At 41.2% G+C, this 21,788-nt stretch carries 19 protein-coding genes; 11 read left to right on the forward strand and 8 right to left on the reverse strand.

Features of this window, described 5'->3' with window-relative positions:
• Positions 1 to 78: 78 nt before the first annotated feature.
• From MSG37_RS00925 to MSG37_RS00940, 4 genes are read left to right on the forward strand one after another with little or no spacing between them, the layout of a single operon-like run.
• A complete protein-coding gene (locus tag MSG37_RS00925) occupies positions 79 to 1,269 on the forward strand; it encodes a BRCT domain-containing protein (RefSeq protein ID WP_248468700.1) in 1,191 nt (396 codons plus the stop codon).
• Between the two features lie 28 nt (positions 1,270 to 1,297).
• On the forward strand, positions 1,298 to 1,954 hold the full coding sequence (locus MSG37_RS00930; protein WP_248468701.1) for a hypothetical protein: 657 nt from the start codon (positions 1,298 to 1,300) through the stop codon (positions 1,952 to 1,954).
• A gap of 2 nt (positions 1,955 to 1,956) precedes the next feature.
• Positions 1,957 to 2,502, forward strand: a complete 546-nt coding sequence (locus MSG37_RS00935) for an integrase (protein WP_248468702.1) — start codon at positions 1,957 to 1,959, stop codon at positions 2,500 to 2,502.
• Positions 2,499 to 3,272 (forward strand): hypothetical protein, encoded by a 774-nt coding sequence (locus MSG37_RS00940; RefSeq protein WP_248468703.1) that lies wholly within the window; start codon positions 2,499 to 2,501, stop codon positions 3,270 to 3,272. The genes MSG37_RS00935 and MSG37_RS00940 overlap by 4 nt, the downstream gene beginning before the upstream one ends.
• A gap of 317 nt (positions 3,273 to 3,589) precedes the next feature.
• On the opposite strand, the gene MSG37_RS00945 is transcribed toward MSG37_RS00940, so the two are convergent.
• From MSG37_RS00945 to nfsA, 4 genes are all read right to left on the reverse strand, one after another.
• Positions 3,590 to 3,931 (reverse strand): zinc ribbon domain-containing protein YjdM, encoded by a 342-nt coding sequence (locus MSG37_RS00945; RefSeq protein ID WP_248468704.1) that lies wholly within the window; start codon positions 3,929 to 3,931, stop codon positions 3,590 to 3,592.
• A gap of 410 nt (positions 3,932 to 4,341) precedes the next feature.
• Complete coding sequence (locus MSG37_RS00950) at positions 4,342 to 5,151, reverse strand: AraC family transcriptional regulator (RefSeq protein ID WP_248468705.1); 810 nt, start codon at positions 5,149 to 5,151, stop codon at positions 4,342 to 4,344.
• A gap of 109 nt (positions 5,152 to 5,260) precedes the next feature.
• Positions 5,261 to 5,788, reverse strand: coding sequence for a YbhB/YbcL family Raf kinase inhibitor-like protein (locus tag MSG37_RS00955; RefSeq protein WP_220782764.1), 528 nt, complete (start codon positions 5,786 to 5,788; stop codon positions 5,261 to 5,263).
• Positions 5,789 to 6,017: 229 nt separating this feature from the next.
• On the reverse strand, positions 6,018 to 6,740 hold the full coding sequence (nfsA, locus tag MSG37_RS00960; protein WP_248468706.1) for an oxygen-insensitive NADPH nitroreductase: 723 nt from the start codon (positions 6,738 to 6,740) through the stop codon (positions 6,018 to 6,020).
• A 311-nt stretch (positions 6,741 to 7,051) separates the two neighbouring features.
• On the opposite strand from nfsA, the gene MSG37_RS00965 reads away from it, so the two are divergent.
• Complete coding sequence (locus MSG37_RS00965; RefSeq protein WP_248468707.1) at positions 7,052 to 7,612, forward strand: CBS domain-containing protein; 561 nt, start codon at positions 7,052 to 7,054, stop codon at positions 7,610 to 7,612.
• Positions 7,613 to 7,687: 75 nt separating this feature from the next.
• Here the strand turns inward: MSG37_RS00965 and MSG37_RS00970 are convergent, their stop codons facing one another.
• Entirely contained in the window at positions 7,688 to 9,220 is a 1,533-nt protein-coding gene (locus MSG37_RS00970; RefSeq protein ID WP_248468708.1) for an EAL domain-containing protein, read from the reverse strand.
• 578 nt (positions 9,221 to 9,798) lie between these two features.
• On the opposite strand from MSG37_RS00970, the gene MSG37_RS00975 reads away from it, so the two are divergent.
• A complete protein-coding gene (locus tag MSG37_RS00975) occupies positions 9,799 to 10,803 on the forward strand; it encodes a lipid A deacylase LpxR family protein (RefSeq protein ID WP_248468709.1) in 1,005 nt (334 codons plus the stop codon).
• Between the two features lie 20 nt (positions 10,804 to 10,823).
• Here MSG37_RS00975 and MSG37_RS00980 read toward each other — a convergent pair whose 3' ends face one another.
• The 3 genes from MSG37_RS00980 to bshA all read right to left on the reverse strand — a co-directional run bounded on the left by MSG37_RS00980 (position 10,824) and on the right by bshA (position 15,236).
• Positions 10,824 to 11,639: a hypothetical protein gene (locus MSG37_RS00980; RefSeq protein WP_248468710.1), complete on the reverse strand. Its 816-nt coding sequence runs from the start codon at positions 11,637 to 11,639 to the stop codon at positions 10,824 to 10,826.
• Positions 11,640 to 11,719: 80 nt separating this feature from the next.
• On the reverse strand, positions 11,720 to 13,930 hold the full coding sequence (locus tag MSG37_RS00985; protein WP_248468711.1) for a cation:dicarboxylase symporter family transporter: 2,211 nt from the start codon (positions 13,928 to 13,930) through the stop codon (positions 11,720 to 11,722).
• A complete protein-coding gene (gene bshA, locus MSG37_RS00990) occupies positions 13,923 to 15,236 on the reverse strand; it encodes an N-acetyl-alpha-D-glucosaminyl L-malate synthase BshA (protein ID WP_248468712.1) in 1,314 nt (437 codons plus the stop codon). Before bshA ends, MSG37_RS00985 begins: the two co-directional genes overlap by 8 nt.
• A gap of 336 nt (positions 15,237 to 15,572) precedes the next feature.
• Here bshA and MSG37_RS00995 point away from each other — a divergent pair, with 336 nt between their 5' ends.
• From MSG37_RS00995 to rsgA, 5 genes are all read left to right on the forward strand, one after another.
• A complete protein-coding gene (locus MSG37_RS00995; RefSeq protein ID WP_248468713.1) occupies positions 15,573 to 17,729 on the forward strand; it encodes an LruC domain-containing protein in 2,157 nt (718 codons plus the stop codon).
• 13 nt (positions 17,730 to 17,742) lie between these two features.
• On the forward strand, positions 17,743 to 18,261 hold the full coding sequence (locus MSG37_RS01000; protein ID WP_248468714.1) for a hypothetical protein: 519 nt from the start codon (positions 17,743 to 17,745) through the stop codon (positions 18,259 to 18,261).
• 535 nt (positions 18,262 to 18,796) lie between these two features.
• The gene (locus MSG37_RS01005; protein WP_248468715.1) at positions 18,797 to 19,489 is read left to right on the forward strand and encodes a CIA30 family protein; all 693 of its coding nucleotides are present in this window, start codon (positions 18,797 to 18,799) and stop codon (positions 19,487 to 19,489) included.
• Positions 19,490 to 19,501: 12 nt separating this feature from the next.
• A complete protein-coding gene (locus MSG37_RS01010) occupies positions 19,502 to 20,149 on the forward strand; it encodes an HAD family hydrolase (RefSeq protein WP_248468716.1) in 648 nt (215 codons plus the stop codon).
• A 497-nt stretch (positions 20,150 to 20,646) separates the two neighbouring features.
• Positions 20,647 to 21,777, forward strand: a complete 1,131-nt coding sequence (rsgA, locus tag MSG37_RS01015) for a ribosome small subunit-dependent GTPase A (RefSeq protein WP_248468717.1) — start codon at positions 20,647 to 20,649, stop codon at positions 21,775 to 21,777.
• The last annotated feature ends 11 nt before the right edge of the window (positions 21,778 to 21,788 follow it).

Here is a 21,788-nt window from a genome sequence, read left to right on the forward strand (position 1 = left end):
ATCAATAGTAAGCATCTAACCAGATACGAAGGTAATCGCAGATAACGCATCATGCATAAATAATTAAAGGGATTGGTTATGAAAGCATTTGAAATTTGTTTTACGGGTTTTAACGCTGTTGAACGAAATGAGTTAGAAACACAAGCTGAATTGGTAGGTCTATCGGTCAAAAAAAGCGTAACCAAGAATCTTCATATTCTTTGTATTGGTGAGAACGCTGGCCCCAGTAAAATAGATAAAGCTCGCGAAGGCGGTTCGGTAATTATCGACAAATCTCAATTTGTACATTTCGCTGAAACTGGTGAACTCCCACAAACTACAGTAGAACAAATACTAAACCTAGTTGAATCCAGAACTCCCATTAAAGCTAAGCAACAAAAACCTAATGATGTCCTTTTAAACAAGGATGCCCAGCCGTATGGCCGCTTTAATCAAGCTGCTAATATCGAAAAAGCGATTGCTTCGCTACATGGAATTTTGCTAGGGATCACTGCCGATAGCAAACTTAAGCCAGCCGAACATGCCTTCCTCGATTTGTGGTTAAGAACTCATGGCGAAGTTTCAGATGATCCAGATATGGTTGATATCGTCGATGTGCTAAATGACGTATTAGAGGATGGAATTATTGATGAAGATGAACATGATGATTTATTCTGCTTAATAAATGATGTGAATAATGTACGCGGATTCAATGAACCAAGTAGCCATAACCAGGTAAACCAACTACTTGGCCTACTTCAGGGAATTTCAGCTGATAACGAAATCAACGAAAAAGAAATTGATGCGCTAGCTGTTTGGCTAGATGAGAATCATCAAATCCTAGATAAGTGGCCTGCTAATGTTGTTACATCAAAACTATGTCAAATTTTTGAAGATGGCATCATCACCGAAGATGAAAAGAAAGACTTATTGCTAACAGTGCAGAAAGTCACTGGTAATCGTTTCTGTGAAACGGGTGATGTAACAGACACCACTACCGAATGCTTTGATGATATAAGCGAGATCCCGCACGATAACATTGGTTTTTGTTTCACTGGAAAGTTTAAATCTGGTAGCCGTAAAACTGTAGAGTCTAAAGCTCAAAGTCTTGGTGCTATTACAAGTAAAGGTGTGCTGCTCTCTACTCAGTTTGTAGTCATTGGTACTCTAGCCAGCAGAGATTGGAAGTACCTAAGCCATGGCCGAAAAATTGAAAAGGCTATGTCACTAAAAGAAAAGGGGCATAAAATTTATGTCATATCTGAAGAACAGTGGTTAACGGCTATCTAAATAATAAAAATTGAAGTAGGAATAAACCATGTCAGCAGATGTACCTGTTGCCGTCATAGGTGCGGTTGCTGTAGTAACAGCATCCATCATAGGTTTGATAGTTGCTGTTGCAACTGCAACTATAGCCAAAGAACAAAAAATATCTGAGTTCAGGCAAGCTTGGATTAATGAATTCAAAATCGATATAGCCTTAGCATTAAAACATGCTTTCACGTCTAGCTTTCATAAATCACAAGCTATTAAACAGAAACTAGATTTAGATAAAGCTAATGAGCATATAGAGCTAAGCAATGATGCTTTCGCTGAATTCGAGTTAAAGGTAATTCTGATAAAATTAAAGCTTAACCCAGAAAAAGATAAAAGATTCATATCAACACTTAACTCCGCTCTAGAGCTTGTTGGCAAAAGCGTTAACCATGAGAAAAAATACACTACTCATTTTAAAGATGTTTCTAAAATTTATAAATTAATAGAATCAGAAAGCCACTCAATCCTAAAATCTGAATGGGAGCGAGTTAAACTTGGGGAAAGGCGATATAGGAACTTTAAGTATTTAGGCAAATTCTGCATTGGAGCTTTTATTGTTGCTTTTTATGTTCTACTGATACTTGTTAAATTCCCTAGCTATTTCCCTGGAGTTGAAGTCATTGCATTAACAGCAGACTCACTAAGAAGTGTGATGTAGAAGTGTCTATTCGTAACATAAAAGACAGCAGCAACAAACTCTGCCTTTGCGAATGCTACCCTAATGGCCGCAACGGTAAACGTATACGTAAAAAGTTTGCCACGCGCGGTGAAGCTACCGCCTTTGAATTATTCACCATAAAAAAGGTCGATGATAAACATTGGCTGGGTGAAAAGGTTGATAACCGCCGCTTATCAGAGTTAATTAAACGCTGGCACGAACTCCATGGCCAACAACTAACTCACCCAGAACAACGACAACGAAAGCTAGATTTGATTTGCAACGGCATGGATTACCCGATTGCCAGCAAGAGCACCGTTAATGACTTTGCCAATTATCAACAGATGACCCACATTTTACGCCACACATTCGCCAGCTACTTTATGATGAACAGCGGCAATATTATTCTTTTCAATAAAGAGAAGAAACAGATACTCGGCCACTCCGATATCAAAGACACCATGCGTTACGGCCACTTCGCACCCGCTCACCTGGACGACGCAATCACCAAAAAACCAATAGCGAATATGGATTTTTCAAAGAAATGAAGATACTTAAGCTATCTAAATCAGACATTGTAACAGCAGTATATCTAGGCTTTGTTTACGCACTATTTACGTCAATTTTTATACTAGCTATGATATTTTTTCTGCCGGAAGATCTCCTAACCAGATTAAACACTGTTGTTACGGCTATGGTCTTTTTGGTTACAGCTTTTACAGCTTGGTTTGCAAGAAAGTCTGCACATTCAGCGGAAAAATCAGCTAAATCAGCAGAACAGTCTGCAAATCAATGGCGGGAACAAAAACATCAAGACTTGGCGACAACCTCTATATTAGAGGCTCTACAAGCAGCGGCCACATGGCATAGTTATATAACTTTCAATAGAGACTCTCTAAACGGTGGTAAGGTCACTGAGTACCAAGACTTTTATAAATGGTATCGTCAGGGTAGCGAAGAATATTGGGAAGTGCTACTTGAAGCTAGAGCGAAAGAAAGCTACAAACTATTTACTGAAATGAAAAGTAAAATAGAAAAATGTCGTCTGCTCGGCTACTACGACCAAAAAATGGTGAATAATTTAATTACACTAAACACTCGATATCTAACAGCTGCAACCAACTTAAGACCAAGTTCAGTAAATAGATTCCAGAAAGACACAATTCTCGAGTTTGCCCTAGATGCATTTGAATTAAACTCTGAAAATAATTCATTTACCAGTGAACTATCTGAGCACTATCTAGGTTTTGAAAATCACTATAAAAACTTCTATTGGTCTTTAGTTCAACACACTAATGCCCACACAGCCCAACAGTGATGTGTAGATACGTATAGCTATGCGCATGTAACTCTTTGAAATGAATGTAAACCATTGAAAATATAGGTGGCGTGTAGGATGTAAGCTTTTTGGACGCGGGTTCGAGCCCCGTCAGGACAACATCCCACCAACACGAGGTTAGCAATAACCTTCAAAGGCCGCTAAATCCTAACCAGGTGGATTTAGCGGCTTTTTGGTATCTGTTGTTTACCGAACTTAATCTCACATAGATATTCAGGTACAAAAAAACCTGCACTTGGCAGGTTTCTTCATATCAACTTATGTTTTAAAGCAGCTTATACTTCAAAGTCAGTTGATTAGTTTTGCTTTCTAACAAACTTAGATTTAAGCATCATTTGGCCGTGACCATCAACTTTACAGTCGATATCGTGGTCAGCATCAACAAAACGCTTAATTACCGCTTTAGTACCAACTTTAAGTACTAGCGAGGTACCTTTAACTTTAAGGTCTTTGATTAGCGTAACTTTGTCTTCTTCGGCTAGCAAGTTACCCACTGCATCTTTTAGAATAATCGCATCTGGATCTACGATAACTTCATTTGGATTCCATTCGTGAGCACACTCAGGACAAACTAGGTTTGTACCGTCTTCGTATACATAGATAGACTCACATTTTGGGCATGGTGGGATAGCGCTCATGGCATTTTCTCTTTGAATAGATAAATTGTTGGATCGTACTCAATGCGCCGTTTTTAACGACCATTAAACGATCCACCTTTTAAAGACATATTATAATAAAATTTTCTATTATCAGCTAGGTTCAAAAAGCCGTCTTGTGAACCCACTAGTCTTTGCTATTTTCAGCATTTGATCTTGATAACAAAACACCAGTCAAATCGCACACAATACCAGCGATTTCTTACAGTTTTAGCGTAGTGAATCTTATTACCCATTTGATATATCCACTTTGATCACAGCAAGCGCTAGAGCTTGATACAGCTCTCGCTAATATTACGGTGTAGTCATTCAGCCAATAAAAGCGATTACAACTGTATCTAGCACTCACTAGCCAAGAACAAAGCACTAAGTACTTTTAACGAGTGATAGTTTTAACATGTGATAGTTTGCGCATATTGTTTTAAAGAGATCCCAAATTGGGTCTTAAAGCGCTGACTGAATCGACTTTCAGATTGATATCCGCAGCGAAATGCCAATTCAAGCTGCGTAAGCGGCTGCTCATTACGTGCATTAACGGTTTGCATCACACTAATGGCATTTAACATTCTAACCTCGGCTAATACTTCTCTAAACGAGGTGCCCTCTTTACTTAAATGACGCATAAAGGTTGCTTGGCTCATGGCAAATCGCCCACAAGTATTTTCAATGCTGTGGTTGCTCGCTGGATCAATAGCAAGATAACGACTGAGTTTTTGTCGCAAGGATAATTGCCGATGGGCAAACAGTTGCGACAAAGCCCCTGCTTCAAATAGCTGTTGGTAAAATCCGTCAAGGTAACATTGCTGTGCAGCAGTGCTTAATGGCAATTCTGCCATGGCAATCAACTGCGACAACGCAAAATTAAGGCTATCATTAACAGCAAGGCTTGGCGGATTGAGTAAATCGCTTTGTTCTATAGCCGCTGCAGATAACTGTTTAAGCAGTGCTTCTGACGGCAAAGATTTAAATGAAATCTGAATTGACTGAAACTTATCTTGGCTAGGCTCATTGATAAAGGTCAATGGTTGGTTTTCTGCCGCAAGTAACCAGTTATGACGATTAAAGGCTATTGCCTCACCTTGCCACTGCAGATATTTAACGCCTGCGGTCACGACAATAATACTGGGGGTTAATACTGGCACATTACGCAGCGGCTGCGCCTTATGACCAAAGTAACGATCAATTCTCAGCAGTGAACTCACTATTATTCCTCAACTGCAAGCTAACATTTATCATTAAACTGCCTAAGCGAAATCAGGTTGATTTCGCTTAGGCTTATCTAGCTCATGCTGCATTAACTAAGATACTAACTTAACGTACATAGGTTGCTGTTAATACAGCTTTATCTATTGCCATTTTATTCAATGTAAAGCCAACTACAGCAGGAGATATGTCGCTAGGTAAATCGATTTTAGCTTGTGGTAATGCCCAAATCGTAAATTGATAACGGTGCATGCCATCACCTTCAGGCGGGCAAACTCCACCGTAACCCGGCTTACCATAATCGGTTCTTGTTTCAAGGCCAATATTGACTTTACCAGATGCGCCTTGCGCAACTGATGTGGTGTCTGCTGGAATATTAAGTACCGTCCAATGCCACCAGCCACTGCCTGTGGGTGCATCAGGATCAAAAGCGGTTATCGCAAAGCTCTTAGTGCCTTTAGGGGCATTTTTCCAAGACAACTGCGGCGATAAATTGCCACCACTACAACCCATACCATTATATTCAAACTTAGATGACATCAACTGCCCTTCGTTGATGTCATTACTCGTTAGCTCTAACGCATAGCTGTGAGCCGAAAACGCCAGTAACGCGATAGATAAACCGATGTGCTTCATAATGGATCCTAGATGTCTTTGTGAATGTACATCTAGTTTAGTTAATCAACAATATAAAAGTTACCCAAAACTATCATAATAAGCTTATTCAACATCCATTTTGATAGTTACAGTTTATTTTAACAGTTAAACGCATTGCTCCTTGCAACTATTGATGCTGATAAGTCGTTAGCAAAAATACGCTTAACCTCGCCTTAGCGCGGGCCTTTACTCAAGTTGCAAACCGTAGTTATCGAGTACTAAAGCCTTGGCCCTTTAAATATGCCTGCATAAAAGGTCGCGACTCTTTATTGAGTGTTGCACTTATCTGTTCAGACCATGAAATTTGCTTATTATTACTGCTCCTTGCAGCATAATATTCACGGATATGCTGATCATATTGCGCGAGTTCATCACTGTCGATTGCCTGATAGCGCTCTTGATGCACCAAAATACTTAAAGGTAGACGCGGTTTAGTTTCAGGAAGTTTCGCAGGATAACCAAGGCACATACCAAACAAAGGTACAACATACTTAGGTAGTCCTAATAATGAAGTCATCTTATCTGGATTATTACGGATCCCGCCAATATAGACGCCACCAAGCCCCATAGATTCTGCAGCCAGCAATGCATTCTGGCCCATCAAGCCGGTATCAATCGCACCTATTAGCGTTTGCTCGGTAAAGCCCAATTGCGCATTGGGACTTACTTGTAAATGACGATTAAAATCAGCGCAGAAGACTAAAAACTCAGCTGCGGTTTCAACATAACTTTGCCCACCAGCGAGCTCGGCAATCTGCGCTCGAGTTTCGGAATTGGTTACCCGAATAATGCTGCTACATTGGATAAAACTGGAACTGGAGGCTGCATTTGCGCACTGTAAAATTAACTCCAGTTTATCTTGCTCAATTTCTTGCTCGGTAAACTGACGAATAGAGCGGTGCTGAAGTATGGTTTTTATGGTGTGATTCATGATTGACCTACTGGCAGTGTTTTGAATAACAGCCTACTTACCTTAAAACACTGTCGCAAGCTAATCGATTAAAAATAAAGATTTTTTAGTTAAAAATACAGCTAGATAATCTTGGTAGCGAAATGAATACGGCTAGTACAAATCGCGAATTGCGAACAAAAAACAAACGGACCAGTCGCAGGCTTAGCTAAAATTAAATGTAATTCATCTTTATTGACCATCACCTACTACAGGAATAGGTTAATAAATATCTGGTACAGAGATCACATTTCGCCATCTCCGTCAGCCATTAATATTCATGGAGTATTCTGATGAGAAACCTAGAACTATTTAGCACAGCGTCAATCGATCACTTAATGTGGTCACAAAAAGAGTATTCAGCAAACCTCGACTCACCTGCTCTATCTATCTTCACCGACTTTGACCACTCCCAACCTATGGTTATCGACTCGTCAGCCAGCGCTGTTGATACCGCAGAAATCATGGTAAAAACCCACGCTTTTATGCGTCTTGTCGTTGATAAAACCAATCGCTTCTTGGGCATTATTACTCAATACGAACTGTCCCACAGCAAGATGATGAAACTTGCTGCTAAAAATTCAACCCATATCAACGATATTCAAGTTACCGAACTCATGGTACCTAAAAATGAGCTTATGGCACTAGATTATCATCAAGTGGCTACCGCCAATGTCAGCGATATCGTCAGAGCATTACAAGAGAACGGCTTACACCATATGCTGGTGATTGACCACGAGCTTCATCATATACGCGGCCTCATTGCCGCCAACGATATTGCCAGAAAACTAAATGTGCCAATTGATATTCATCAGCCACCCTCTTTCTCACAAATATTTAAAGCAACACGTTAATACCAATCAGCTTTACATTAAAAAGCCCCAGCAACATACAAGTCGCAGGGGCTCAATATTTAAAAGGCTAGCACCTTATCGGTTGTCATATAAGTATTGCTCTAACTCAAGTGCTGGTAACGCTTTTGAATACAACCAACCTTGATGTAGATTAACGCCTAATGAGTTTAAAATATCCGCTTGAGCTTGGGTTTCAACCCCCTCAGCTATCACACTAATATTTAGCTCTTCAGCAATAGCCATATAAGATAAAATTAGCGATAGCTTATTCCCAGGCTTACCGAGCCGGCTAACAAACTGCTGATCAATCTTAAGATAGTCAAAATCTAAATTCTGCAACCACAGGTTTCCGCCGTAGCCAGTCCCCACATCATCAAGCTCTATTTTGCAACCAAGCTGTTGGCAAACATCTACAAATTGTTTGAGCTTGTCCCAGTCAGAAATCGGGATGCGCTCAGTTAATTCAAAACTTAAATATTCAACTGGGTAACCCTGCTCCGCGAGTTCGAGTAGAAACTGATGCATTAACCCTTGCTCAATCTCTTTGGCACTAATATTAATACTGCACCAAGCAATCATTTGCTGCTTTAGCAAACCTCTTAGCTCATTAAGTGCCGTTAGCATAATCCAGCGGGTAACTTCTGGCATAACCGGAGACAGTTCCAACTGACCAATAAAATCGCCAGTATTGCGAATACTATCATCTGCATTGCGCCACCTTAGCAATACTTCTACACCAAAAACCTTATCTTCACAGGTATCGACTATGGGTTGATACGCTAAAAAGAACGCCTCTTTTCTCAATGCCTGCCTAAAAGATCGATTCAAGTATATTTGCTTCGCCGCTCCTCGCAGAAAATAGCCAATAAACAAAACTAACGCATAAGCTAGCATTGAAAATAGAAAGTAATTCAACCAAAGCAAATTCTTAGCGAGTGAGTCGATTGAAAAGCAATAACGCAAATCCGTTACCCGCGAATGAAACTTCATTGTCTCTGAGTCTGGATCGCCATGATCAATTCTCAATAGGTTATTACCATTGTCCAAATCAATACTTAAACCATCAGACAATGTCGCATAAGGTAAAATATCGGCCATATCCTGCACAGCATCAACACCTACAAACAGTTGATACTGACTGGTCATCCGAGCAACGTATATCGGCCACAGTGCCTCACTGTTACTGCAGTTACCTTGTTGGTAAATATGTAAACCATGCTCTTTAGATTCATCAATTCTAAAGTAGTTCGGTCCATTAACTTCAGTTGCACCTAACGCTGAACATATCAGTTTTTCATCAATAAACTTAATCCAAACAATATCTTGCTCAGTAGAGGTTAGAATGTGATTACGAAGCACATTCACCGTTTCTGCAGAGCAAGCTTCTGTTTCTATTGCTTCAAGTTCATCTTGAATAGATAACAAATTTTTATTCGCTGTCGCTAAACCTTCAACATAAAGATTATCAAGCTTGATGACCTTTGCAGAAAAGGTCGTAAACACGCGGTAGTGAACTAGGTAATAAGAAATAACTAGGCAAAACAAAACCATGACAAAGATAAGCCATGGAAGATCTTTCTTTTTAGCAGCATGGTCAAACTTGAGCATTAAGCGGTGCCAAATAAAATAGTTTAATGTCTACCAAGTGCCACTTAGAGAGGCGCTTGAAACTAGCCACAAAAGATACCCATAAAAAGGTACCTGTTTATGCTTTCTACACGTCGCTTAACTTCAATCCAATGAGGCGCCTTTTGCCACTTAATGAGATCAATATAAGCATCTGTTAAATCAATAATTTCAATGCTAATTTGATTCAAACAATACAAGTCAAAAATTAGCCAATTCAAGGGAGCGCGAATTTACGCCTGTTTAAAATGTAGGTCAATATAAATTTGTATAAAAATAGAGCAACAACACGATAATTCGGACAAACCAGTCATTGTGAACAGCTAAAAGCTCCAAACAGCACTTTAAATGAGAATTAAACACAAAAAAGCCAACACGCTGAAAATTAGCAATGGCCAAATTAAATGACTCAAACAACCGTTATATAGACAACAAAAAATCACAAAACACCGTTATTTATGTTTGCGTAAACAAAAGGTTTACCGCTATGCTGAAAGGGTTAGATCTATGTATATTTTGCCTGAAATCATAGATACACCTAACTGCAAAGGAGTCACACATTGACCTTCCTATCTTCGCGTAGCGCCCTCAAGCCATTCAGCGTTTTAGCTGCTTTGTTATGTATTCCAACTCAATCTTTCGCTTCACAATGGTATTTAAGCTTCGATAATGATGTGGTCATTGGTCAAGATGGTGATTACTCCAATGGAGTCGCACTTGGTTGGCAGCCAGTACCGCAAGCTGACTTTAGTGACGCGACATGGCTATTCAATTGGCAAAAAATGCTGACATTACCTATTGCAACAGGTGAACAAACAAGCCAATGGGGGGCAAAGGTTTACCAAAGAATGTGGACGCCTATCGCAATCGAAGCCGATCAGCCGCAACCTTATGACAGACCATATGCAGGGCTATTGGAGTTAGAGAGTTTTACAGGCCACTTTAGCGATACCTTAGCCCAAAAAAACTGGTTTAGTATCGGTGTTATTGGTCCAGCATCGGGTGCACAAGCCATGCAAGAACTGGTGCACAAAATCACTCCGTCAACATCACCAAACGGTTGGGAATATCAAGTCGAAAATCAATTTACCGCTCAGTTTGCCTATGAAATAGATACATTACTCAACCGCTGGCAAAGCGGCTCGAATCAACAGTGGGAGATCAGCGGCCATAGTTATAGCGCTATCGGCAATTTCCGCTCAGAAACTAACTTAGGAATGACACTGCGTTGGGGGGATAACTTAGCCTCATCATTTGGTCAGCTAAGTAATCAGCCAGGCCATTTTGGCCAATATAGTGCCAACGCGAGTAAACATGGTAATTGGTTAGTGTATGCAAGGGCTCAAGCTGGTTACCGTTTTAATGACCTCACAATTGATGGCGATCTGCCCTACCAATCTTACGTTGCCATTAATCACCTTCAAGCCCAAGCCAGCACAGGGGTGATTTGGGCGTTTCCCACTTGGTCGGTCAGTTGGAGTTTTAATCTATACACAAAAGAGTATCAGTCAGATCCAGATAGTTGGCATGGCTACGGCGTGCTGAACTACAGCATGATGCTATAGCTCAACACTCGCGGTAAACATTAAAAGCTAAAGGCCCAGCCTATTTGCGGGCCTTTTTCAATAAAGTCCATTTCATATTTTACGCCCTCAACTTCGGAATCATTACCTATTTGCAAATAACGGTAACCAATCCATACATTATGCAAATCACCAAAACGATATAAAGCCGATGCATTAAAGCCAAAGTCTCTGTCGTTATCTCCGTAGATCTTAGTATCAGCACCTACAGATACGCCCCAAGACTCAGTAAACCAGTGGCGATAAGTCGCTCCCACCAGCCAGTCAAACAGGTGCTCGTCAGCAATAGGCACTTGGGCATTGATATTGATTAGGCCATCATCTTTAAGCGGCTTAATATTTAAATCAATTTTACTAAATACGTGCCGTACTCCTGTAAACAAGCGTAAGCCCGGTGCAACTTCATATCCGGCTAGAAAATCGTTTACCGCAAGGTGCATATCGGTTTCAATATTGTGCCCCGGAGAGATAACACCGCCGGTTATCGGCCCAATTAGCCCCTCTGTATTGCTGTCACTTTTTATTCTTAGATAATTGATGCGCAAACTGTATAACCAATCACCTTTCTGCGCATATAACTCACCAATCACGCCAAAGTTAAGGTTGTCGATAATATTTTTAAACGGTACATCAATATCGAGCCTTTCAGTATCGGCCTGTATAGAGCCCGATATATCCGGCGCCCAAACCATAGGAAATGCAATTAAGTAGTTCCAATCGTCTTGCTCATAGGTGTCTGGGCCAATGTCATATTCAGTTTGCGCATAGGCCATCGTACTCGCAAACATTGAAACTAACAGTAAGCTTAGTTTTTTCACCAACAATACTCCTTGTCTTATACTGAAAATCTACAAAAAACTCACTGTAAACTAACCATGTAAGACTATGATTATTAATGTCATTCAACCCAATGTAACACGTCTTTTATTACCGACCAACGAGGTTGTTTCGGTTTAGCATTTTCTCCTAAAATCCAATAGTTATAGAGTTTATCCACATAGCCTGATGACTTTTGAATCGCTAACCAACTATTCAGAAATGATTGCAATGAAATGTTATCGCGAGCAATCGCATAAGAGGCAGGAAAAGATTTAATCTCTTCACGGTTATAAAGCGTGGTGTATTCTGGATATAAGATTGTCCAGGTTTTGCCTGCTTCGAGGCTAATCATTAAGCCATCCCAATTATCGCCATCATCTTCAAAAAATAAACGGTCAGACTCAATCGTTTCAAAAGCAATATTAGGAAACTTCTCCTCTAAGTGAGGAATAATTGAGTAACGACCTACCGATGCTATGCGGATTGTTTCAGCCTCGCGTATTTGTTTGTCGGTTTTAAATTCATCGGCGCGGTGGTCTTTAACCACAAATGCATAGTGCAAATCGAGCACAGGTGTCGTGAACCCCACCTTTTCTATACGCTGAGTGGTCATCTGCAGGCCAGATATTACAATATCAAACTGTCCCTGATTTATACCCTCTAACACGTTATTAAATGTATAAGGCACAAAGGCAATTTTTAGATCCATTTCTAAAGCAAGTTTTTTCATTAATTCAACGTCAAAACCAACGAGTTCTTGCTCAGCATTAAAAAACGAAAAAGGCACTTGAATGGGGTTATAGCCGACTCTTAATACGCCGCTTTGACGAATTTGCTCAACAGTGCGAGGACCGGTAACTGTCGCTAAATCCTGCCAATTATATTCAGTAACTTGGGTCGGTAACTTTTCTGCAGCGCTCATTTGCGCCACAACTTCATCCATCTCATAGTCAGTATTTACAATCGAACTTAACAACCAACTCGCAGCGAGCAAACTAACACCGAATACCACAGGGGTGAGTGCGCTATAAACCAGTAATCGCTTAACACTAATCTTTGCTATGCCCACCAGCATTGCGGTGCCACCAACGGCAAGAATAAAAATATTCATCGCCGCTAATAACGAAGTAAAACGGCTGGTAAACAAACTTGAAACCATATACAGCTGAAACAGATCTGACGACAACTCAAGTGAGTCAAGTAACATGGGAATGGTTAAATAGACACTGCCAAACAAACTGACCAATCCATTTAGCGACATGGGCAAATAGGTTAAAAAGTCGATGTCTTTACCAGAAAACCACGCAGCAAACAGCACGAATACTATGGTTAGCAATTTACCCAAATTAGGAAAGCTAAACACGACTGGAATAATGATATTGGCGTAATCATCACTTTGCTTACTGCCAAGGTTATATTTATGAAACAGCTCTTTAGTGCGCTCAATCAGTATTGGAATAACAATAAAAATATTACCAGCCGCAAAAGCGGTGATCATTGCGTCTTTAGCTATACCGCTAATATCTCGGTAAGAAAATGGGGTTATTGCCGCTAAAATTGCGGGTAACACCCAATATGTCAGTAATATCGTCATCACTACATGCGCGACAAAATATACCTGTAGCTTTTGAAACTCATCAAAATCCATGGTGCCAGCAGTGGCTGCCGTCATAGCAAAAATGCCAATGGGCATCAGCTTTACAATGCTTTGGGTAACCTTATTAAAAGACTCCCCTAACAATTGCATAGGCTTCATCAATGACTCTTTATTATCAATTGAAATCAACGCAATACCGGTCGCAACACAAAATAGAACAATGGCAGGGATATAACTATTTGATAAAGAGAAGAATGGGTTCGATGGAATATAGACATCAAGCAGATTAACCGAGTTAGGATCTTCTAGAGCTGTAAGGCTAAAAAATTCCCCCGCTTGCCAATCAGGAAAAGTGTACTTAATTAAAAACATAGTGAGTAAGCCTAAGGCCCAGATCACCAGCATGAGCTTACCAACTTTTACCCCCAGTGACTTAGCTTGCTCCATGCTCAAACTACCCAAGCTGGAAATAAGCGAGACAATGATATAAGGAATAATGGTCATCTGTAGTAACTTGATAAATGCATCACCAATCACTGACATCCAGGCAAGCATTTCACCAAAAAACAGCCCTGCAGCAATTCCGGCAGCGAAAGAAAGCAAAACCAACGTCGACATGCTCATCTTAGGTTTGGCTTGTTTAGTTGCCTCAACTACGGCATCCGATTCTACCGCATCTGTGTTATTACTCATTGAATGCCTCCTTGCTCAATGTCTCTTTATTCAATGCAATTTGTTCATTGCTTGTTTGTTGAATCCCTGTTTGGTGAATGTCTCTTGATTCAATGTCCGCTAATTGGCAAGTTCCTTTTGCTGTCGCAGCCATCTTTGCAGCTGGAGAAGGGGTAGTTTGAATATTGTCACGGCTGATACCGGTATTCTCTTTAATCGCATCGCGGTAACAAGCAAGGTATTGCAATATCTTATCTTGCGGATTAAATAGCTTTGCAGCTCTTTCGCGGCCAGCCTCGCCCATACGTTTTTGAGTTAACGGCTCAGTTAATATCTGCTCCATCGCCAAACTCATACCAAGGGCGTCATCAGGGTCAAACATAAAGCCTGTTTCACCCTGCGCTACCACTTCAGGTATGCCGTCAATGTTGCTACTCACCGTGGGTACACTGCAAGCCATCGCTTCAAGCAACACCATACTGAATGATTCACGATAACTGGGTTGAATAATGCAATCAGCATTCGGCAGGTAATGCTCAACATGGGTAACATCTCCCATAAAGGTGACCTGTTTTAAAATACCAAGCTTGTCACATAACTTTTTAATCGGTTCAACCTCTGGCCCACTGCCGAGTAACACCAAACGTGCGTTAACTTTTTTAAGTAATAGATAGAATGAGCGGATCACAGTATCGCTATTTTTTAGTGCCCTGAAATTAGAGGCGTGCATAACGATTTTTTCATCGTCTTTAGCCATTTTACGGCGCATTTCAATATCAGCTAACTTTGGCGAAAACACATCTAAATCAATAAAGTTATGGATAACTTCAATGGTTTTACTCTTATCAAAATGACTATAAATATAGTTACGTTGGTACTTAGACACAGTCGTGACTTTACTGCTTTTATGTATGCTAAATCGGTTAAGCGGGTATAAGGGTTTATCTTGTCCAACAATCGTCACATCGGTGCCATGAATCGTCGTAATAGTAGGGAACTTATGTTCGGTAATTTCTCCCGCGAGATACGCACATAGCGAATGCGGGATCGAGTAATGAGCATGAACAATATCAAGTTGATACTGCTCAACGACTTCAACAATTTTGGCGGTAAGAGCAAAGGTATAAAGGGGGTCTGAAAATAAAGGATAATTAATGGCTTCAACGGAATGAAAAAATAGCCGTTCTGAATCTTCAATCAATTTAAATGGTCGTACGCTTGAGATGAAGTGGACTTCATGACCGAGTTTAGCAAGGCCTAGTCCTAACTCTGTAGCCACCAATCCTGAACCACCAATACTGGGATGACACACTATCCCTATGCGCATTTTCAACATAAATCCCTCACTATTACGACAACAGTTAAAAGAATGTTAAACCCATGAAAACTTAGCACTATTAATCAACTAAACCAAGTTAATCATTTAATAAGCTAAAACGGGTTTATTTGGCTCATAGCCAATTGCTCTTTTACTTGAGTTTTATCAAGCAAAACACTTTATAGCGTTAGCTATGGAGCTGGGATTTGATTTGCAAAATGCAAATAGCTCACGATAGATACAAACACAAAAACACCTATACCACTGATAATAAAGGTTAATATTTTATGGCACAGCTTATGCTTTATCTGGATATATTAATAACGTGACAGTGAGAGATGCATTATGAAAATATCCAAAACTATTCCATTAAGCTGCTCCCCTTTGATTTTAAGCGTACTGATCTCAGCCAATGTTAGTGCATCCGATCCCTTTAGTTCGTGTCCAACTGAAGCGTTTGTGATTCAAAAGCAATCTAATACGCCCAAAAGCTATGGTGTGAATTTAGCTACCGGTAGCTACGTGGTGCTTTCTAATGATATGGGCACGGGCAACGGCTATAACGGTGTAGGGTTTAACTACCATGATAATTACTTATACGGATGGGATTACGCCTCTGGCTCATTAGGCCGTACAGGTGATGACTATCAAATTGTTGCTCTCACCGTTAACAAAGACGCATCAGCAGCAACAGCGGGCAACTTTTATGTCGGTGATGTCGCGATTAGCGAGAACACTTGGTACGGCTACCGTAAGGGTAAGGGCCTATTCAAAATCCCTCTTGATAATCCCGCTAGCTATAATATGACATTAGTGCCTGGTAGTAAGGATAATGCCACCTACAACATTACCGATTTAGCCTTTCACCCAACCGACGGCTACATGTACAGTATCAGCAATGGCTCTACCGGTAAGCTTCTGCGAATTGACCCAACCTCAGCAGAAGCAACTGATTTAGGTGCCGTTATCACCTCTACTTCAGGCAACTTTATCTTTGGCGCACAGTTCTTTGATCCCGACGGCAACTTATATGTGAGCAACAACAGCAACGGTAATATCTACAAAGTCAATGTTGACTCTGCATCACCTACTGCAGTGCTATTTGCCTATGGTCCTGCCTCTTCAAGTAATGACGGTGCCCGCTGCGCCCTCGCAGAGGTTGTTGTTGGCGACACAGTCGACTTTGGTGATGCACCAGACTCTTACGGTACGCTGTTAGATTCGAACGGCGCACGACATACTATTAGCAACAATCTATATCTTGGTAGCAGCGTTGATAACGAATCAGATGGTTACGCGTCACCGTTATCTGATGACGCAAGCGATACCTCAGATGATGAAGATGGTATTTCAATGCCAACAGGTTTTGAGCTTGGTGAAAGTGCTATCTTGCTCGTTAACGCAACTGGTGGCGATGGCTTCCTTAATGCTTGGTTTGATTGGAACCAAAACGGCACCTTTGATTTAGAAGAACAAATTATTCTTGGCGAGCGCATCGATGATGGCCAGAACACCATCAGCATTGAAGTGCCAAGTTGGGCAACACCTGGGCCAACATGGGCACGTTTCCGCCTAAGTACTCAACGTGATATTGCACCAACTGGTGGTGTCGGCGATGGTGAGGTAGAGGATTACCAAGTCACCTTAACCGAAACTGGCGTTACGATTAACTACTACCCATCATCATCTACATTTACCACGCTGGCGTATGAGGATCTTTATCCCGACCAAGGTGACTTTGATATGAATGACGTTGTAGTCCAGCTACGTATCATTGAATATGTTAAGAACAACAAGGTAAGACGCATTGGCTTTGATGCTCAACTCGCAGCAATGGGCGCCGCTTACCATAATGGTTTTGCAGTGCATTTACCTGGTGTTAGCCGTAATAAAATCAAAGAGTCTCTTATCAGTTGGTCGATTGATAATATCCAACAAACAGAGTCACCTTTAGAAACTGGGCAAACTAATGCGGTATTCGTGTTTACTCAAGATCTGTCTGACTTTGTCACCCTTGAGCAAGGCTGTGAATATTTACGTACCGAAACCGGCTGTGAATCAGCATTTAGAACCACCTGGTCATTTGATATTCCATTTGAAAGCCCTGTAGATGAGAGCTTAGTGCCAGCATTCCCTTACGATCCGTTTATTTTCGCAACGCCAAATACAGACCATGGTTTAGCGGCTAAAAACGTAGTGGGCGCCAATCCTGGTAGACAGCTTGAAATCCACTTAAAGAACCAAGCACCTACAGACAAATTCTCAACCAACTACTTTGGTGCTCGTGACGATTCGTCAAATCCTGGCGCGGGACAATACTTCCAAGATGAAAACGGTATGGCTTGGGCAATCGAGATCCCAGTTGATTGGAAGCACCCTAAAGAAAAAGAGCGTTTAGATAATGCCTATACCGAGTTTGTTGACTTTGCAGCTGACAGCACAGGTAACACTAACCCGACTTGGTATGAAAATGCCGACGACTCACTAATTTTCAATAACTAATCTGGAGCATACTATGAATATTCAAAATAACACTTTGCTTAATCGCCCAGCTAGCATGATGGTATGTTTCGCTTTTCTAATGACAGCATGTGGCGGTGGTGGCGATGACGGTGCTCCTGCAACACCAGTAACCTCTGCACCAGCAGCGACGACACCACCACCTGCGACCACAACGCCGGATCCTGATCCTGCACCCGATCCAACATCATTGGACGACTTAGTGGTTGATGCAGATAACAAATTGCAATCAGCGTACACCTTAACAGTCGATGTAAATAAGGGTAACAGTAATCGCGGCTACTTCTCGCTTTGCGATGATTACCAAGCCAATGGTGGTGGCTATAACGTTAACTTCAACTCGTGTTTATTTAGAGGACCATTAACCGACGGTAAATTGTCTAAAGATGTGAAGGTCGCCAACCATGAAAGCCAGCTAATTGCGGTAATTTGGTTTTATGACGGTCAGGCACCGCAATATACCGAGTGGCAATATAAGCAGGATGCTGAAACACAGATCCTCACAATGAACTAATGCGAGCCCAATTAAGTTAATTGTACGCCGCATGATTTTCAAAATCATTAATCATGCGGCGATGCAAAAACTTAAATACTGAAAATTATAGATAGAGATAATCAGGAGGTAGAAAATAAAGTGAATCGCCAAGCTTAGTTGGGCCACTGACCAAGAGCCTAACTAATCTAAGCCACAACAGTTTGCATAATTGAGCAATTGTTAACGCTAACCTCGCTAGGGGCTAAGCAGCAATATAAGTTAGCGCTGCAATATAAGTTAGCAAAGAGGATAACTATACCTATTTAGCAGCGGTGAACTTCTCCATTTACCGCTGCTTTTTTTTACCCGTTCACTTTTACAGCCACGTTTTACTATCTCGAAAAAGTCTGAACAGTAATCCAAAGCTATATCTACCACGTATTAGTTAATTTACGATGATATCAAGGGCTAAACTATGTGCAGGCTAAAGCTCTCTCGTTTCCAAAGCCGCGTTAGTAATAAGCACAATAAAAACAAACTAGTATCAATAAGTACAAGTCCAAAAATACGCGCTATGATGACTCACTCACCTAACCTAGTTAAGCAGCAGTCTCTTGCGCTGCTAACAAGTTTTGCCTTTGCGATTATTATCAATTTCAGTATGAGTATTCTAATTATGCCGCTAAACCATCAAGCTATCGCACAACAATTTGCCGATAATCAAATACAAAGCAATACTCACCCCTTGAATGTTGCAACACAAGATTGGCGCACAATCAATGATACTGTTATGGGCGGGATTTCCGCTAGCCAAGTATCCATTGATAACAATGCCGATAACAGCGGTGATAACAGTTCCGATAACAGTGGCGATAATAATGTCGCTAGATTTTATGGCAACTTATCGCTAGAGCAAAATGGCGGTTTTGCTTCAACTCGCACTTCAATTAATGAGCCATTAGCAAAAAATATCGACTTGATTAGATTGCAGGTGAAAGGAGACGGCAGAGACTATCAACTAAGGCTTAGAACCGATAACCAGTGGGACTCCTACGCCTACTCGGCGAACTTCAGCACTCAAAAGGATAGCTGGATAAATATTGAGTTTAGTCGTGACGACTTTACTGCAGTTTATCGAGGACGCAGTGTTAATGCTCCAGAGCTCAACTTTGAAAATGTAAAACAACTGGGCTTTTTACTTGCCGATAAGCAGGCTGGCGCCTTCGAACTATCATTTAAAGATATCAATTTCATTTCCGCAGATTAAGGACAAACTCGAGTGAGCATTACCATTAATAGTGATTTTGATTTTAGCCAAATTAAAGGGGTAATTTTTGATTTAGACGGCACCCTCGCCAACTCAAACCCCAACTTTGAGGGCTTAAGAACTGAGCTTGGCATAAAGCCTGCCACCGATATTTTGGCCTATGTTGAATCCATTATCGATCCTACGCTAGCAAAACAGACTCAAGCTGTGGTTTCGCGCTACGAGCTTGAAAGCTCGCACAATGCAAAATGGATTATTGGCGCTGAGCAGCTAATTAGCTTTTTTAAACAGCTACAGCTACCGCAAGCAATATTAACTCGCAACATGCCAGAAGCTGCCAATATCACTTTGGCCAATCTAGGGATCTCAATCGGTGTTGATATTGACCCATTGCTAACCCGCTTTGATGCCAAGGCCAAACCTCACCCTGAAGGCGTAGAGTTAATTTGTAAACAATGGCAAGTCGATGCAGATAGTATTCTATTTATTGGTGATTATCTGTTTGACTTACAAACAGCCAATAATGCTGGCACCAAAAGCGTACTTTATAGCCCAAATATCACACCTGAATATGGCGCAACTGCCAATATCGTTTGTGGCTGCTACCTAGCGCTTATCGATTATTTTCAAGCGCAACTCACCCAAGCAACCAAGGCGTAGGCTTGTGGTAAATCGCTTTGGCTCAATCAGCTAAAATGAAATCGGTTAACTGAATGCTCTTTGCTGAGTCATCTTTGCTGAACGCTCTTTACTGAATAATCAAAGCTCTGTAATCATACTGCCAATAAGATATGTGAGAATGACCACAAATCCTTGCGCTTCAGTGCGGATATTGTGGTCATTTGACTAAGTAATTGCTAAATTACCTCGAAACAAAAACCGCACTGTATTTATAGCTAATCTAAAATAAACATGGAGAACTTGATGATTGTATTAACCCCTTACTGGGCAGCTTCAGCACTTTAACGGTCCACTTTTGCTAAACTTAAAAGCCGTTTAGCACCTGCTATATTTTAAATTGAGCGACAACCAATTATTCGCCTTTTAAAATTTGTCTCCAATAAAGCGCTTTGCCCGGTACCGCACAACAATACCGGGAACTTATCTATTTAAAGTCCCCCAGAATCAATATTCAGGCGTTTTGCGCTGGGGTTTACATGACCAAATCAAATCGTTTTAACCACTTAAAATCTAACACTCTTACCAAAACAACTGCCGCTAGCAGTACACCTGCACAAGCTCAATCAACAGCGCCATTAAGAAGCTTAAAGCAAATGGGCTGGAACGGATTTTTTCAGCAGCAGCTTATTACAGAGTCGCTAGCATATGCCTATGTTGCACGAGTAAGTGCTCACCACCGTAGTCAATATCAACTGCTAACCGAGAACGGTGAAACAAGCCTAGCTATCCATCAAGCTATGCCAGAAATGACAGTAGGCGACTGGGTACTTGTAGATGAGCAACATAACTTTGTATCACTACTTGAGCGCAGTTCACTCTTTAGTCGAAAGGCTGCAGGTTCAAAGGTCGAGCAACAGCTTATCGCCGCTAACCTAGATTGGGTATTTATCGTTTCATCACTAAATGATGACTTTAATGTAAACCGTATCGAGCGTTATTTAGCCCTAGTGAATGAGGCTAAAGTCACGCCCGTTATCGTGTTAACTAAAGTCGATTTATGCGATGACTTAAGTCCATTTATTGAAGCGCTGCGAGAACTAGACGCCAACCTGCTTATTGAAACCGTTAACGGTCTAGATAGTGAAAGTACAAAGGCTTTAAGCAGCTATTGCGTTGACGGCAAAACTGTTGCCTTTATCGGCTCATCGGGTGTAGGTAAATCTACCTTAGTTAACGCCATGCTTGGCGACGCAAGCCAGTTAACTTCGGCTATTCGCCAAGATGACAGCAAAGGCCGTCATACAACTACCAGCCGTTCGCTGCATATCACCGCCAGTGGTGGTTTGTTGCTCGATACCCCAGGTATGCGTGAGCTACAACTTGCTGATTGTGAAGAGGGATTAAACGAAACTTTCGCCGACTTAGTTGAGTATGCGCAGCAGTGTAAGTTTATCGACTGCCAACATGAACAAGAGCCTGGCTGTGCCGTGCAAGCAGCCATTGAAGCAGGCTTGCTAACCGAGCGACGTTTGCAAAGCTTTCAAAAGTTGATGCGTGAACAAGCGCTCAATGGAGCAAGCATTGCAGAGAAAAGAGCTAAAGGTAAAAGCTTGAGCAAGATGTATAAACGCGTTCAAGGAAATGCTCGCGCTAACAAACGCGGCTAAGCTGGATATAT

It is taken from the genome of Shewanella sp. 1CM18E (genome assembly GCF_023161665.1).
Classification (GTDB): domain Bacteria; phylum Pseudomonadota; class Gammaproteobacteria; order Enterobacterales; family Shewanellaceae; genus Shewanella.

Excerpts from the sequence above, each read along its gene's own strand:
- MSG37_RS00970 (WP_248468708.1), bottom strand. The coding sequence starts at position 9,220 with ATGCTCAAGTTTGACCATGCTGCTAAAAAGAAAGATCTTCCATGGCTT.
- MSG37_RS00930 (WP_248468701.1), top strand. The coding sequence starts at position 1,298 with ATGTCAGCAGATGTACCTGTTGCCGTCATAGGTGCGGTTGCTGTAGTA.
- MSG37_RS01000 (WP_248468714.1), top strand. The coding sequence starts at position 17,743 with ATGAATATTCAAAATAACACTTTGCTTAATCGCCCAGCTAGCATGATG.
- MSG37_RS00940 (WP_248468703.1), top strand. The coding sequence starts at position 2,499 with ATGAAGATACTTAAGCTATCTAAATCAGACATTGTAACAGCAGTATAT.
- MSG37_RS01005 (WP_248468715.1), top strand. The coding sequence starts at position 18,797 with ATGATGACTCACTCACCTAACCTAGTTAAGCAGCAGTCTCTTGCGCTG.
- MSG37_RS00925 (WP_248468700.1), top strand. The coding sequence starts at position 79 with ATGAAAGCATTTGAAATTTGTTTTACGGGTTTTAACGCTGTTGAACGA.
- MSG37_RS00985 (WP_248468711.1), bottom strand. The coding sequence starts at position 13,930 with ATGAGTAATAACACAGATGCGGTAGAATCGGATGCCGTAGTTGAGGCA.
- MSG37_RS00995 (WP_248468713.1), top strand. The coding sequence starts at position 15,573 with ATGAAAATATCCAAAACTATTCCATTAAGCTGCTCCCCTTTGATTTTA.
- MSG37_RS00945 (WP_248468704.1), bottom strand. The coding sequence starts at position 3,931 with ATGAGCGCTATCCCACCATGCCCAAAATGTGAGTCTATCTATGTATAC.
- nfsA (WP_248468706.1), bottom strand. The coding sequence starts at position 6,740 with ATGAATCACACCATAAAAACCATACTTCAGCACCGCTCTATTCGTCAG.
- bshA (WP_248468712.1), bottom strand. The coding sequence starts at position 15,236 with ATGCGCATAGGGATAGTGTGTCATCCCAGTATTGGTGGTTCAGGATTG.
- MSG37_RS00955 (WP_220782764.1), bottom strand. The coding sequence starts at position 5,788 with ATGAAGCACATCGGTTTATCTATCGCGTTACTGGCGTTTTCGGCTCAC.
- rsgA (WP_248468717.1), top strand. The coding sequence starts at position 20,647 with ATGACCAAATCAAATCGTTTTAACCACTTAAAATCTAACACTCTTACC.
- MSG37_RS00965 (WP_248468707.1), top strand. The coding sequence starts at position 7,052 with ATGAGAAACCTAGAACTATTTAGCACAGCGTCAATCGATCACTTAATG.